A 14,260-nucleotide genomic window follows, 5' to 3' on the forward strand; every position below is an offset into this window, starting at 1 on the left:
AGCTCAATCTTAGGCTCCGGCAATGTTTCCAGCTCCGGCAATAGCTCAGGCTCCGGGGAAAAGATGACGGGCAGGGGGGGCGGGGATAGGATGCCAGACAGGGCAGGCCCCTCGGATAAATTCAGGGCAGGGCGGGCCCACGAACGCACGGCGGAAAGCGTGCCAGCGCAGGCGGGCCACCTCGACGGCTTCCCGCTCAGAAAGTCCCATGCCGCCTTTCTGTCTGAATAAATCCAGCTGCATGGGCACCTCTCAACGTAAACAGGCGTTAATGGTCTCGACGATCTGGCGCTGCTCCGTCTCGCTAATGGTCTGCCACTCCGGGACAGCCTCAGGGAGCCCCGGATAAGCAGCAGGCGTCAGGCTCATGATCTGGCGCAGCAGCTGGCAGGTGAACGTCTCGCGCTCAATCTCGCAGTGGCTGGGGTAGGCTTTGCCCCGCTTATCCTTGCGCATGATGCGAGCCGCGTCGGCGTAATAGGCCGGGGTGGCCCACAGGTGCCCACGGATAGAACGCCCGACAATGGTCATGACTCCGCCGCGCTTGATGCGCTTGCCGAACGCAATCACAGGGCCCTCAGGCCCCGCCGATTTGCCACCCTCACGGAACCACTGCGCCAGCGCCTTGGGGATCATGCTGCACAGCTCGGCGGTAAATAATTGCTGCGTTTGCTCGCTCATTGCATTCTCCCGGTGTAAGCCGCTGCTGCGCTGGCCTCGATGGCGTCAGCCATGGCCCTCAGTCGCTCGATCTGACAGGCCAGCCCGTTGGCGGCATTGATTTGCATCTGGGCCAGCTGCATGGTGCTGGCGACCGCCACCCACTGATTGAGCACAACCGGATTAGCGGCGGCATACCCCTCACCAAAGAGGCGATCAAGCTCGCAGACGCCCCGTGATACCAGCAGGCTGGCAGTATCTGAGGCATGGTTAAAAATCAAGCTCTCCAGCATTTCAGGGCTTGGCATTTGGTCATTCATTCTCGGCTCCTCAAGGCATGAAAAAGCCGCCCCTGTCACAGAGCGGCTTTGGTACTAAGGATTGACTGACGATGACGGGGAGACAGTAGCATCACCACGCGCCAGCCGGGCAGTGCGGAACATGGAGCGCAGCAGCACCATGCCATTATCGACCCCATGACGGGCCAGCATATCGAACGCGTCGGCCCCTTCCTGCTCCGGCAGGCATGGCTCAAGGTCTACCGCGTAAATCTCAGCGCGTCCCCGCTCATTGGCGAGGTCTGCGGCCTTGCGGTGCCCTGCTCCCACGTCACCGATGATGTAAAGCGGCTGGTCTTTATAAACAATCTGGAGCTCGTCGATCACACTGCTGAAAAACTCGCAGGACATGGCGCAGATAACCGGGAGTTTGCCGCCTGTCATCATGCTGACCGCGATCCCGGTCATGAGCCCCTCAACGATAATAAGCGGCAAATTATGGCGGGCTTTGTCCAGATTAATCGGGAAGAAAGCGCCCTGACGCAAGCCACCTTTGAGGCCGCGCTTATCGCCAGTGCGGGAGGCTGGCGGGTTAGCCGTACCGCAAATGACCTCGATGGACACATGGCCCAGCTGCAAATACTCACTGATGACATGCAGCGGCACGATCACGCTGTTATTCCAGTAAACCGGGCCGACGACTGGCAGGAACATGCGAGGAGAACCGCAGCGGATGCCCTCAGGAACGGGGAGGGGAAAGCCTGCGGCTTTCTCTTTCTCACGCCAGTACGGGGTTGCGCGGACGGCTTCGGGATCGGCGTTACCCTTGCCATAAATGCGCATCGCATCTGCATAGGCTTTCTGGCGTTGCTTCTGCGTTGCCTGCTCCTGCTCCAGCTGACGGGCTTCAAATTCCTGCTGTCTGGCTTCGCGCTGGGCTTCCTGCTGGCGCAGCTGCTCGGCAGTGGGCTGATATTCGGCCCCAAAGCGGCCCGTTTGAATGTCGTCAACCAGACCGGGCGCACGGTACAGCAGGCCGATGGCGTAGGCTTTCGCCGTGTCCGGTGGCAGGCTGAGCACATAGCGGGCAGTGGATGACAGCAGGGAGGCATTACTGGCCCGCTGAGCAGGTGTAATGCCGGGCTCCTCACTCCAGCGGGTGCAGACGTTCACGGCCTCAGCGTCGCGGCTCAGGTAGCGCAGCCAGCACATGATCCCGGTGATATCCCGTTTCCAGTCCTCAAAGCCGCCACCGCAGGACGGTGCAGGCGTGCGGGCCAGCGCTTCATCCAGCAAATTCGGTATTAACAGCCAGTCATTCTTCCCAGTCATTTTGGCTCTCTCTCTTAACGTCTTCTTTCTGGGCGGCGCTGCTGTTTTATGAACCTCGTCAGCTCCGGCCCGGTTAGCCAGTAATGGCCCTTTTTATCGCGCCCGTCAGAGGGGTGTAGCTCCTCTAACCTGCGCATATGGCGTGGGCTGATCCTCAGTTTCTCAGCCAGCGCCTCGCGGTAAATCTTCAATGGGGTTTCCTCAGGGTTGGTTATTGCCCGCCGATGGTCTGGCGGGACTTTTTGAGTGATTCATGCCAAAAGCACTAAATGCAGGCCATAAGGACTTATGCGGTGATGCGGGCATTTCTGCCCCGGAGAGTCCGCACTGATCTGCTGCCCCTCGCTCTCGCGTCATGGTGATGGGTGAGAGAGCGTCACCCGCTAACCCCCCATGACTGGGGTGTACTTTCCGCCCTTGCTGGAAACGGAAATTAACAGCAGCCGTCAGGCCACTTGATTTGTATTTTGACCATTTTGGTCATAATAGCAAGGTGAATTTATCAAAGTTATCCACAGCTGGCGCGGCTTGCGGCGTCACTGCCGTAATTGAAGCGGTGCAAATGTCGTGACGCCAGACTGGCCCTGACGATGACAAAACAGGGCTATAACATGGCGATTAAAATCCCGGTCAGTGCGCAATTTGACGCAGCAGACCTCAAGCAACAGATTCAAATGGTCAACGACCAGATCCGCATCCTTGCCTCTCAGGTAGGGCAGGCCAACAAGCAGAAGTTTGAGCCCATTAATCTTCGCTCGAAAGACGATCTAAACGCCTTCATCAAGCAGATGCAGAAGCTGCTCTCTATCCAGACAGAGCTCAAGCAGACCATGGGCAAGACTGGGCAGGGCGCAACCAATCCCCTTATGGCGGACTGGTCGAAGATGTACGCAGATCAGGCGGTACGCATTAAAAAAATGCAGTCCATGCTCCAGTTTCTCGGCGTGGAGTTTGACGACGCCCCGAAACCGAAACCGCCAGCGCCTACCCCCTCAAATCCTTCTCCAGCGCCTCAGAGAGGGCCGCAAAACTATAACCAGCCTCCAGCATGGCAGAACCACCTCAACACGATGCTGCGCAACGCTGGCCCGGTTGGCGGCACCATTAACGGGGCAATGAGCGCCGGGCTGTCTGGCGGAGCAGGTGCCGGGCTCATGGGCTTGGTCGGCGGACTTGCTGCGCTCGGAGTAGGAAAGATTATCGGCGCGGTCGCAGACAAGATCGGGCAGGCACAGGACAACGTGATCGGGCTCGACAAGCTATACCGCCAGATGGGGGGCATTGTCAGCTTTTCCAGCCTCCAGCGCGGCGTCATGAGCACCGCCAACAATCTGGGCATGACCAACGGTGACGCCATCGCGCTGGCCTCCACCTATTCCCGCGCCGCCAACATCCAGCCGGGCCAGAACCTTGGCACCGGGATGCTGGTTTCTGGCGGTCTGGCCCGCTCCTACGGCCTCGACCCAAACAGCGTCGCGGGCACGATGGGCCAGCTCTCCGCTTCCCGTGTCGTAAACAACGATCAGCAGCTGCGCCGCATGGGCCTGCTCATGGGGGAGGCTATCGGCAAATCAGGCGCATTTGCGCAGGCTGGCGAAGCTATGCAGGCGATCAGCGACTTTGCCACCCAGCAGGCCCGCACAAGCCTGACCGCGCCAAATGTACCGGGCTATGCGGGTGCAATGGCTGGCCTGATGAGCTCAGGGATCCCCGGCATGGATTTGCAGGGCTCCACCAACCTGCTGAGCCGCATTAATGCGAACCTCCAGCGCGGTGGCGCAATGGGCGACCCTTCACGGGCATTCATGGCCCGCATGGCCCTGCGCAACGGCATCAACAACCCGATGGCGCTCGAAGTCCTCCAGTCTGGCGGCGCTTTTGGCACCATTAGCAGCACGCTGGGCCCTGATTCTCTTTACGGGCAGCGCTTTGGCGGCAATCATCACGGCGATCAGACCCTGCTCGATATGACCCGGCAGGGCATCCACCGGGCCTATGGTTACGGCCCTGATTCAATCGTGGCTCTCTCGCGCCACCTTGGCGTCGGCATCAATGACGCGCTGGCAATCGACCAGATGAGCAGCGCAGATATGAGCGGCGTCTCAAGTCGCCTCAGCCGCCTGAAAATTAACCCTGACGGCGTAAACGCCACCAGTTACGCCGCGCTGGGCCAGATTCAGAGCGGCAAAGGGCTGGAGGCTATGGGCAATGAATACCTCAAGCGCGGGGGCCTTGATGCTGGCGAACGCCAGCGCCTTACCGATGCCCTTAAAGGTACTGACCCGGAGAAGCTGAAAGACGTGCTCACTCAGGTTGCCACCGTGCATGGCCCTGCGAAGACCGAAGGGAGCGAGATCCGCGATAACGTGGCGAAGCTCAACAACCAGTTTGAGGACTACGCCCGCCGCGCCCTGCCTGCTCTCGATGTCATGCGCATGGCACTGGTCAAAATGACCGGGGGCAGCGAGGACAGTCTGCGCCGCGATTATGAGAAGGGGATGCGCCTCGATACGCAGCAGCAGGCCCGCCGCAAATACGGCTGGCGTCTCGATGCCTATCAGCAGGAAATGAACACCTTGCAGGACAAGGGCGTCGGTATGCAGACCGCAGGGCCAGAGGGCGACCGATACAGGGCACTGAAACGCCAGCAGCAGCTCATGCGCCAGCAGCAGCTCAACTTTGTAGAGCATGGCAATGCGAATGCGCACGCCGCTGCATACGGCCCGCAAACAGCCGGAGAGGCGGCGTTAGGCGGCAATATTTCCTCACCATCCGCAGCGGCTGCGGGAAGCGGTGCTGCCGGGAACTGGGCAGGCAATAACGTTGGTAACGTGAAGGACGCTAACGGCAACTGGCGGCGCTTCCCAACCCAGCAGGCAGGCATTGCAGCGTCTGCCGGGCAGCTGCTGCGTTATAGCACCGGGAAATATCAGGGCGGACGCAAGCGCACGCTACGGGAGATTATCAGCACCTATGCGAGCGGTGATCCTGAGGTGCCGCGCTACATCCGGCAGGCGAGCGAATGGACAGGCTACGACCCAGATCAGCAGCTGGACTTAACCGATCAGAACACTCTGCTGAACGTAACGCGGGCCATCCTCCGCAAAGAGAACGTGAAAAATAGCAGCATCCCGCAATCCGTGGTTAATTCTGGCGTTAGCATGGCCCTGAATAACCAGAACAACTACAAGATCGCGCCGGAGACCATGCCAGCGGGCTCCAGTGGCGGGAAAATTGATATTTCAGACGCCAATATCAATGTAAACCTGCAATACCCAGATGGGCGCACACAAACCCAAAGCGTCCCGGTAAAAAGCTCTTTCACGCAGCCGCGCAGCTTTGCCAGTCGATAGCGGTAGCGGACGTGCTGGCACGCCAAAAGACAAGGGCCCATATTCGGGCCCTTTTGCTATCTGCGACGTGGTGCGCTCCAGTGATAATCCGGGGCGTTTAGCCCGTATTCCTGCCGCTCGCCGTCCCGTTTCCGCTGGGCTCGCCTGATACTGGCACGCAACTGGCTTACGTGCTCAGCATCTGGATCCGCCATCATGCGCTCAGGAATAAGCAGCACGGGCCTTTCCATTACCAACCCTGCCCGCTCCAGTCGATGCCCTGCGCTGCCGGGCTCGGTTGGGATTGCGTCAGCTGCTGGCGCACGGCATCAATGCCGGGCTGTCTGATGTTATTCGGCAGGCCGCGAGTGTCTTCGAGACGCGTCGCCAGCTCTACGATCTGCCCGGTGGCCACTCCAGCGATTTCACAATCACGGATTAGCTGCTGATCGCTGATCTGCTGCTGGCGTGCCAGGTGGATTTGCTCGGTGCTCATGTTGCGGCTCACGGTCATATCCGGCGCGAACTGCACAGGGGAGCCGCTCATGGCCTGCTCCAGCGCATCGCCTGCGGTGGATTTGAGCAGGTGCTGGCGAACGGCTGAGAATGCTGCTTTACGCTCCGCGTCGGGGAGGTCATGGGTGGCTTTGAGGGACTTTTTCAGCTCCTCAACCTGAGCGCGGGGGGCTTTGGCCTGCCAGCAGTCAGCAATCAGCTTATGGTCTTCAAAATTCAGCCTTGCCTCACGCCCCGCATCGTCTCCGGCGAGGCTCTTGGTCATAGTGCTGTTTAACGCAGCCAGCTGCGCAAGTACGGCTTTAATGGTCATTATCTGGCACTCCCTTGGTAGCCTTTCAGGCTGATTAATACGCCGTTATTGCGGCCCAGAACCGCCAGACGGCTGTCCACACGGATCGCAGTGGTGTACTGGTTACTGTTTGCCAGCTCCAGCCCCAGCTCAGCAGCCTGCTGAATAGCAGCATCAAGCAGGGCCTGCACATGAGCCACACGGGCGTCGATCAGGGCCTTGGTCAGTAGCTCCCCACACTGGCGGCGCAACAGGGCAGACCGCTGCACGATGGCGGCGATCTGCGTGTCAGTAGTGGCAAGCTGCTGCCGGGCGGCTGAAAGCTCGTTTTCTACCTCAGGGATCAGGCTTGGGGCCATGGCGCACTCAGGGCGCACAGACTCACCAGAACGCAGGCAGGCTTTACCCTCAGCAATCAGCCCGGAGAGCGTTGCCAGCTGACTCTCCAGCAGGGTGGCAGCATCGTGCTGGCCTTCGCGTTGCTCACGCAGCTGCGCGGCATCGGCATCCAGCGCGGTAGACTGATCGAGAAGGCTGATCGCCTGCTCGCGGGTAATGGCAATGTTATTAAACTGAGGCAGCGGCGCGGCGTACTCGCCCAGCGCGTCATAAATTTGGCTCAGCTGGTTATCCACCTGAGCAGTATTTGAATTAGTCATATGTCGTCTCGTCAAAGTCAGCGGCGAGGTGCCGCAAATGCAGACTACTGTCACGACTACGGGGAGGGGCGCGGGCGTTGCCCTCGCATAGTGCCTGCTCTTTTTGGGTACACCTCAAAAAAGCAGTGATTAACGCGTCGTATAAGTTGCTTTTATAACTTAAAAGACGCAATATAAAAAAACGCACTACAGAAAACACCCCATAGCGCGGGAGCTAACGATGAATTGCATGATTTACATGAGGGCCAGCACTGAGACGCAGGACGCCAGCCGCGCAGAGGATGAACTCAAAGCCTTTGCCGCTGCCAACGGCCTGACGATCTGCGGCTGGTATCGGGAGAATATCTCCGGCACGCAGCTGGAGCGCCCGCAGCTCAACAAGCTGCTGCATGACGCGGGGCCGGGCTTTGTGCTGCTGGTTGAAAAGCTCGACCGCCTGAGCCGTTTAACCCGGACAGAGTGGGAGCAGCTGAAAGAACGAATCCGGGCCAAACGGCTGCGCATTGTCTGCTGCGACATCCCCACCACGCTGGCGGTATTGCAGGGCGATCAGCCGACCGGGGCGGGCGGTTTCGACGTTCGCGGCGTGGTACTCGATGCGCTCAACTCGATGCTGCTCGACATTGCCGCAGCATGGGCCCGCGACGATTACGAGACGCGCCGGAAACGTCAGGCGCAGGGCATCAAAAAGGCGGTGGAGGCCGGAAAATACAGAGGCAAACAGGCCGATACGGCGCTGCATAAGAAGATTTTGAAGTATGCCGCCGCAGGACATCGGACGGGGGAGATCGCCAAACTGGCGGGCTGCTCACGCTCCACAGTGCTGCGGGTAACGAAAGAGCAGTAAGAGCGACGGGCCAGACTGGGAAGGCATGGCCCGTCTAAGAGATTGGAGCCCCTGCGCTAACAGGGGAACCAAAAGCGGCGCGGTGAAGGTGGCAACCAAAGCCGCGCCATTGTCAGAACCAACCCAATGGAACCAACATTATGATTATTGCATCACAGCGTCACACGGCGCAAACATTCCCCGGCCTCAGCATTGAGCACGGGCAGATCTGCCAGTACGGCAAACCCCGCAGCGTTGCGATGAACGGGCGCGGCATTCACCAGACATCACTCAGAACGGCGGAGGGCAAAGTGATAACCCTGCCCGTGTGCCGCCTGTTTGCGTGGGAGGCGTAAATGTACCGCATAGACCCGCGCAGGAAAGCGGCGCAGCAGTGGCACAAGCTACTCAATCAGGGCCAGAGCGTTGCGGTCATGCTTAACGGCGTAGTTATCGCCGCAGGCAGAGACCAGCACGATCCCCACGTCAAAATCCTGATGGCGTGCCATCCGGCTGCGGTACTCGTCAGAGTGGCAGACCAGCTGTAAAACCGGGGCCCCTGCGGGGGCCCTATCTCATAATCAATATGGTGTAATGAATTACATAATATGAAAATCAATATACCCGCAGCACTCGCGCTACTCCTCGCCAGCTCCCAGCTGCACGCCGGGGAAATCGCCTCCCGCTTTCTCTGCACTGACGGCTCAATCATCCGGCTGGAGACCAACACCGGGCCGCGCATGATGGTGACATGGAACGGGAACCGGTTCCCAGTCAGAGAGATCACCTCTGAAAGCTACGGCGTCCACATCACCGCAGGCGTACCTCAGCAGACTACCGCCATGATGGATATTTTCTGGCTGGATGGCGGAAACCGGAAATTCTTTGCGACCTTCTCCACCTCTCCGAAAGCTGACACAGTATCAGTGGAATGCTCCCACGACTTAGGCAGCAACCGCCTGCAATTCTGACCTCCTCAGCGCCTCTCTGCGGGGCGCTTTCTTTTTGCCGTGGTAACGCATTACCCCGCCTCGTTTAACAGCGTCGTGGCTGGCAGGCTGAGCCAGTGGCAGGAAATGGGGAGGCGGCGGGCTGGGCCCGCCAAAAAGCAGTCGTGATGCCACTATGGGCAACCCGTGGCAACATTTGAGGCATCACCATGCAACCACCATCCCGCCGCGCCATTCAAGCCCGTGCCCTACGCGCCGAAGGACTCACCATTCCGCAGATCGCGGAAAAGATGGGATGCAATCGCGGCACAGTTTCCAAATGGCTGGCAAAAGACATCACCAAAGCGCAGGCCAGCGGGCTCGACCAGCTGATCAGCGACGCACAGGCCAAATATGACAGCCTGCCACCCAGCGAGGCCGAACGGCTCAGCCAGCTGCGCGACACTCTCCGGGAGCAGCAGCAGGTCATCATCAAGCGCCAGATCAAACTACTGGAGAGCGTGCAGGGCGAGGCTATGACAGCACTCCGCAGCAAAGACCTGCCCACCGTTCGCGCAGCAGCAAGCCTGATCTCCGCCCTTACGCGGGCCTTTGCCCATGAGGCCATGGTGTACCAGATTATTGACCCCGCAGAGGTCATGCGGCAGGCACTGAAAGACGATTAGGCACCATGCCGGGCGATCAGCCCGGCCCCTCCCCGTAAGGGCAAGCACCTGCTCAAATATTAATCTTTTTTTATTTCGGGCAACTCCGGCAACTCGGCGGCAGTGCCTGCCAAATTTGCACTATCCCAATCAATCCAGCAGAACCGCGTCACGCAGCTGCACCCCTCCGGGGATGCACTTTGCGACGCTATGCGACGTTGTAACCTCTTATGTAACCACCGTAACCATGTGTAACCTTTTCTGTAACCAGCATAAATTTCTTATAAATCAATAATGTAACCTTGTAACCTTTTTTAGTATAAATAGTTTCGAATAAATAAATAAGTAAATGGGTATATATAACAACTAGAAATTCGGGAAAAAATGGTTACAAGGTTACAAAGCATCAAAGTCCGCTAATGGCGGTGGCTGTAGCGTAACCACCCTCATGGTTACGCATGGTTACGTGTAACCATTTACGAGGTTACAGATACAAAAAAGCCCCTTTCGGGGCTCTTGGTTAATCGTTGGCGGCTCGCATTGTCATGCGGCTGGCTACGGTATCAGGTAGCGGGGGGATCAGCGTGCCTTTAACCACTCCTGATTTTGTTCGGTGTGATCCCGGCTTGCCAATGATGGCTACACGGTCACGGATCAGAGTGTTGAACTCATGCCCGCTCGTTTTTCCGGTATGGGCGCAGACGAACTCACGCCACCATTGAGCAATACATTTCAGCACAATGCCATTTTCAGCAGTTACATGCGGCAAGCCCTGCTGTTTTTGCACGATGTCATAATGAGCGAAGCTGTAGAACTCCTCGCAAATATCGCCGTAATGGTCAGTGATAACGCCAGAGGACTTGGCGAGACCATATTTTTTATGGAACTCATTCAGGTACTCCGCCGCCTGCTTTGAGGCCAGCTCCGGGCCTGCTTGCTGGTAAGACTCAATGCGACTATTCAGACCTTTGGCAATGGCATCCTGCACGCGTGCTGCGTAGTAACCGGGATCGGCCTGAAATAACGGGCGGTCATTTACTGGGCCAGACGTTGGCTGGATATGTGAGAAACGGCGGGCGATCTGCTCGTCAATCCCGGATTCACTAATCAGCCCCGGAATGGGATCGGCTGAGGTATAAATTTTGGTGTAAAGCGGGACGGTCTGCGCGATCTGGTGCTTGGTTGAAACGGTGATCGCGCTCTCCAGTACAAAGGATTTTTTCGTGATGCGCTCCGGCTCGTTAATAGCCAGAATCAACGCCCGGACAAACTCGCTTGCTGTCCTGCCACTGGCGGAGCCTTTCACAATGGCGTCCAGCTCCTGCTCGTTAACTTCCACCACGATCCCCAGCTTAGAAAATGCGCCATTCTTGCCAAACAACAAGCCTTTGCCGAAGTCAGAGACCGCCTGTAAAAACAGATACGCATTTTTACGGTCTGGCGCGAATCGAGCAGCGGCGATCAGGTCTATGAGCTCAGGAAACTGCGGGAAGTGTTCGCGCCAGTCGTCATTGATTGTCTTATCCAGCTTAACGACAGGGTAAGGTACATGCGCCAACGTGATGCGGGCCTTTCCCTCCTCGTCCAGCGTGACGGTGGCGGCACTGGTAAACATATCCACCTCGACACGCAGCGCCACGAACTGCCGATAAGTGCGGATGCAATCGCCCACCATGCCGCCGATCGCTTTTTTCAGGTCTGCCAGCCGCTCAGTGGCTGTTTTCTTGGTCAGCGCCAAAGCTACCGCGTCCCGCGCTGACTTCTGTCCTTCCTCGGTCGTGTGGTAAAAACCGCCGCAGCTGGACTCAATCAGGCGGAAATCAGACGCACCAAAGCGCTTAATATGGGCGGCGTTGTCTAAGTGGATATATTGCTTTTTCTCCGGGAACCAGAGCGAACGAGTGAGACAGCGATCAATAGCGTGGATGTTCACGCCAAGCGCCTGCGCTTTTTCGTAGCGCTCGGCATCGGGCAATTGAAAGAGGTTAACGCATAGGTGCTCGCGGACGGCTGCGAGGATTTTACCTAACAGCTGCTCAGGCAGTTGCTTAATGTCTTGCGGGGCGGTGATGATGTCAGCCATTACTTTTATTCCTTGTACGCAAAAAAGCAGCGCCAAAAGGCGCGTAACGCTTGATTGCTTGGGAACCAATGGCTATCATCACTATTGCGCGGTGATGATTTGTAGCCAACCCATTTGGTTCCTACGCAAATCAAACCAATTTCGCAGAGGCCCCAGTTACCAGCTGGGGCCTTTTGCGTTTCAGGGCTAAGCATAGCGGCCCGGAAAGGCGTCGGCAAGCAATGATCAGGCGTCGATCTTCATCTTTTTTGCACCACCCTCCAGCCTTGCGGCACGTCTGCCGTTGTGGATAACTTCTTGATGAAAGCGCAAATTTGCCCACACTGGCGGGGGCTGCGGTGGATTGTCTTGATGCGCTGCGACAGCTGCGCCCCTCCCTCTGATGCACACCATTGCATTACGTCGCGTATGACGTAACATGACAGGGAATGACAACCGGAGGACAGCGCAATGCCCCAGCTTAGCATCCGACTACCTGACGACCTTGTGCAGCTGCTCGACGAACGGGCCAGCGCCGAACACCTCACCCGCACGGACATCACCGCAGCAGCGCTGCGGGCCTACCTTGGCGTTTTGCCAGCCCCTGCCGCAGGTGACAAGCTCGACCGGGTGATTGAGTTACTGGAGACCATTGCAGGCGCACCACGCCGTCAGACAGCTGCACCGCAACGTCAGACGTTGCCAGACAAGCCGGAAATGCAACGCACGACAACGCCACCAAATGCACCACAACGCACCACAAGCGATCCGCGCTTTCAGGCAGTTGATAGCGAGGCCGACGCGCTGATCGTGTCACTGACGCAACAGCGGGCCAGCCTGGAGGATATTGTGGGGGCGCTTAATGCTGCCGGGTATCGAACCGCGACCGGGGGAGAGTGGACACGCAGCCGCCTGCGGGATTATCGGCACAAGCTGCGGGATAGTGGACTGCTCAATGGCTAAGAATAACTACGGCATTAATGGCTCACCTAACAGCCATATAGCCCACCCAGCAGGGCTCCCATGTTTCGGCTCTTTACCGGAGTTTGTTTCAAGAGGGGATGTAATACCTGCCGGGGATATATTTCTGCGCGTGGGGAATCATAGAGGCCCTAATAGCGGCTTTGGCGTGCGTCATATCTGGGCAGAGCATGAAAAGGAACTTGTGCGGCTCGGTTATCATACCGTGAATGACGTGGCGCGTTTTGTGTGTGATGTGATTCAGCCGGGTGCAGGCGTTTATTGTGAGTTTAATCATCCGGGAGGGAAGCACAGGCCAAAGGTTTTACGCTCGGCGCTTGGGATCGTCATTCTGGAGCCAAAAGAGGCCGACTGGGCTCAAAGCGGATGGATTTACAGCGTAGTAACGGCGTATGAGACACACCGGACACAAGGCACGTTGTTAGGCAGGCTATAAAAGCAAAAGGGCGCAATAAGCGCCCTTCGTAATGCTTGGTAGCCGCAGCCAATCTTTAGCTCGTGGGTTCAGATACCAACCTGATTATTCAGGTTGAGCTACCGACAGGAGACCAGCCTCCTGACTGCCCAGCGCAAAGGGCCAATTTCTGGTTGATGCCCCCTGCGAATGCTCTTGCAGTACAACAATAGTACGCTATTGCTGACGTATTCGTCAACCTTCCCAGCCCTTACGGGGAGAGGCGGCGCGGGGGCCGCAAAAGAAAAGGGCCCGCAATGGGCCCCCGTGGTTACATCATGAATTTGCCCGATTCTTTATACCCCTGCGGGATAGCCTCAGGCAGGGCGGCGATCTTGTAGCGGGAATCTGCCCGCATATATGGCGAACTAACCCAGCCAACGCGACCATCCTCACGGCATTGGATGTAAGCCCCATTCTTACGCTCAAACCAGCAACTAACGAAAGCGCGGCAAAGCGTTTTCATTTTGTCTTTCTCAATTGACCGCTCCATCGCATAGATTTTATTTCTATGGAAACCAAAGCAGCGCACGTTTTCGGCGTATTTTTCTAACTCAGCACGGTTTACATCAAACCATGCGGTTAAATTCAATTCTCCCCAGCCCACAGCCCGCCAAAATACCAATGAGGGATAACCCTGAATATCAATAAATGCGTGCCCAAACTCTTTTGCAGGCAAGTCTTTTTCATCGCATTTGCTATTCACATAATCAGTGTGCTGCTCAGGCGAATAAGCGAGAGAGAATAAATCACGGGCCAGCATCTCGTTAATCGCATGGATCATAAGTTTGTGCAGTAATTCGGGCCTGCTGATTTGTTTCACAGTCAAATCCTTGCGTTATACCCCAATTGGCGGGGCGTTAGTGTTGGCGCAGCATAGCGTCCATTTTTCTGCAATACAGCGTCCTGCATGACGTAATACAGTGAAATACGCGGCACTATCCCCGAACACGCTTACCCGCCATTCGGGCGCACTTATCGACCATGCGGCGCAGGGTATCTCCGCGTTTTCCGGGTAGCGAAAGCGCGAGGGCTTTACGGTAGCGAGTGCAGGCGCGACGGTAGCAGCCCAGACGTTGCAAGCGCTCCGCCTCCATCTGGTAGCGTGCAGAGGCCAGAATTTGCGACGTATTCAGCGGCGTGGCGTCCGGTATATCAAGATCGTCGTATTCCTCGCCCTCGTCATCCGGTGATAGCTCAATCTTAGGCTCCGGCAATGTTTCCAGCTCCGGCAATAGCTCAGGCTCCGGGGAAAAGATGACGGGCAGGGGGGG

General features: G+C 57.5%; 17 protein-coding genes. 8 read left to right on the forward strand and 9 right to left on the reverse strand.

From position 1 onward, the window contains the following. Positions 1-252: 252 nt before the first annotated feature. From OGV38_RS06875 to OGV38_RS06885, 3 genes are read right to left on the reverse strand one after another with little or no spacing between them, the layout of a single operon-like run. Positions 253-681 (reverse strand): hypothetical protein, encoded by a 429-nt coding sequence (locus OGV38_RS06875; RefSeq protein WP_275396484.1) that lies wholly within the window; start codon positions 679-681, stop codon positions 253-255. Beyond that, positions 678-980, reverse strand: a complete 303-nt coding sequence (locus OGV38_RS06880; RefSeq protein ID WP_286473088.1) for a hypothetical protein — start codon at positions 978-980, stop codon at positions 678-680. Before OGV38_RS06880 ends, OGV38_RS06875 begins: the two co-directional genes overlap by 4 nt. Positions 981-1,034: 54 nt before the next feature. After that, positions 1,035-2,270 (reverse strand): primase/helicase family protein, encoded by a 1,236-nt coding sequence (locus OGV38_RS06885; RefSeq protein ID WP_286473089.1) that lies wholly within the window; start codon positions 2,268-2,270, stop codon positions 1,035-1,037. 548 nt (positions 2,271-2,818) lie between these two features. Between OGV38_RS06885 and OGV38_RS06890 the strand changes: the two genes are divergently transcribed. Beyond that, on the forward strand, positions 2,819-5,623 hold the full coding sequence (locus OGV38_RS06890; RefSeq protein WP_286473090.1) for a lytic transglycosylase: 2,805 nt from the start codon (positions 2,819-2,821) through the stop codon (positions 5,621-5,623). Positions 5,624-5,679: 56 nt separating this feature from the next. On the opposite strand, the gene OGV38_RS06895 is transcribed toward OGV38_RS06890, so the two are convergent. The 3 genes from OGV38_RS06895 to OGV38_RS06905 are packed head-to-tail and all read right to left on the reverse strand — an operon-like array spanning position 5,680 to position 7,069. Then, complete coding sequence (locus OGV38_RS06895) at positions 5,680-5,853, reverse strand: hypothetical protein (protein WP_196093970.1); 174 nt, start codon at positions 5,851-5,853, stop codon at positions 5,680-5,682. Beyond that, complete coding sequence (locus OGV38_RS06900; RefSeq protein ID WP_286473091.1) at positions 5,853-6,431, reverse strand: hypothetical protein; 579 nt, start codon at positions 6,429-6,431, stop codon at positions 5,853-5,855. The genes OGV38_RS06895 and OGV38_RS06900 overlap by 1 nt, the downstream gene beginning before the upstream one ends. Next, positions 6,431-7,069, reverse strand: coding sequence for a hypothetical protein (locus OGV38_RS06905; RefSeq protein ID WP_286473092.1), 639 nt, complete (start codon positions 7,067-7,069; stop codon positions 6,431-6,433). Before OGV38_RS06905 ends, OGV38_RS06900 begins: the two co-directional genes overlap by 1 nt. Positions 7,070-7,289: 220 nt before the next feature. On the opposite strand from OGV38_RS06905, the gene OGV38_RS06910 reads away from it, so the two are divergent. The 5 genes from OGV38_RS06910 to OGV38_RS06930 all read left to right on the forward strand — a co-directional run bounded on the left by OGV38_RS06910 (position 7,290) and on the right by OGV38_RS06930 (position 9,510). Beyond that, positions 7,290-7,916, forward strand: a complete 627-nt coding sequence (locus OGV38_RS06910) for a recombinase family protein (protein WP_196343530.1) — start codon at positions 7,290-7,292, stop codon at positions 7,914-7,916. Positions 7,917-8,056: 140 nt separating this feature from the next. Then, entirely contained in the window at positions 8,057-8,251 is a 195-nt protein-coding gene (locus tag OGV38_RS06915; protein WP_286473094.1) for a hypothetical protein, read from the forward strand. Further along, entirely contained in the window at positions 8,252-8,443 is a 192-nt protein-coding gene (locus OGV38_RS06920; protein ID WP_248236140.1) for a hypothetical protein, read from the forward strand. A gap of 60 nt (positions 8,444-8,503) precedes the next feature. Next, positions 8,504-8,866: a hypothetical protein gene (locus OGV38_RS06925; RefSeq protein WP_286473096.1), complete on the forward strand. Its 363-nt coding sequence runs from the start codon at positions 8,504-8,506 to the stop codon at positions 8,864-8,866. 188 nt (positions 8,867-9,054) lie between these two features. Beyond that, positions 9,055-9,510: a helix-turn-helix domain-containing protein gene (locus OGV38_RS06930; protein ID WP_247101046.1), complete on the forward strand. Its 456-nt coding sequence runs from the start codon at positions 9,055-9,057 to the stop codon at positions 9,508-9,510. Between the two features lie 499 nt (positions 9,511-10,009). On the opposite strand, the gene OGV38_RS06935 is transcribed toward OGV38_RS06930, so the two are convergent. Then, positions 10,010-11,572 carry a hypothetical protein gene (locus OGV38_RS06935; RefSeq protein WP_286473098.1) on the reverse strand — a complete coding sequence of 521 codons (1,563 nt, stop codon included), beginning with the start codon at positions 11,570-11,572 and terminating at the stop codon, positions 10,010-10,012. A gap of 573 nt (positions 11,573-12,145) precedes the next feature. On the opposite strand from OGV38_RS06935, the gene OGV38_RS06945 reads away from it, so the two are divergent. Then, positions 12,146-12,514 carry a hypothetical protein gene (locus OGV38_RS06945; protein WP_286473101.1) on the forward strand — a complete coding sequence of 123 codons (369 nt, stop codon included), beginning with the start codon at positions 12,146-12,148 and terminating at the stop codon, positions 12,512-12,514. Continuing rightward, a complete protein-coding gene (locus OGV38_RS06950; RefSeq protein WP_024008463.1) occupies positions 12,507-12,968 on the forward strand; it encodes a hypothetical protein in 462 nt (153 codons plus the stop codon). Before OGV38_RS06945 ends, OGV38_RS06950 begins: the two co-directional genes overlap by 8 nt. A 289-nt stretch (positions 12,969-13,257) precedes the next feature. On the opposite strand, the gene OGV38_RS06955 is transcribed toward OGV38_RS06950, so the two are convergent. Together OGV38_RS06955 and OGV38_RS06960 are read right to left on the reverse strand one after the other, a co-directional pair. After that, positions 13,258-13,809 (reverse strand): hypothetical protein, encoded by a 552-nt coding sequence (locus OGV38_RS06955; RefSeq protein WP_286473099.1) that lies wholly within the window; start codon positions 13,807-13,809, stop codon positions 13,258-13,260. Between the two features lie 115 nt (positions 13,810-13,924). Then, positions 13,925-14,260 (reverse strand): hypothetical protein (locus OGV38_RS06960; RefSeq protein ID WP_286473100.1); only part of this gene is annotated, 336 nt, incomplete at its 5' end.

The organism is Citrobacter sp. Cb080, from assembly GCF_030334745.1.
Lineage (GTDB): Bacteria > Pseudomonadota > Gammaproteobacteria > Enterobacterales > Enterobacteriaceae > Citrobacter > Citrobacter braakii.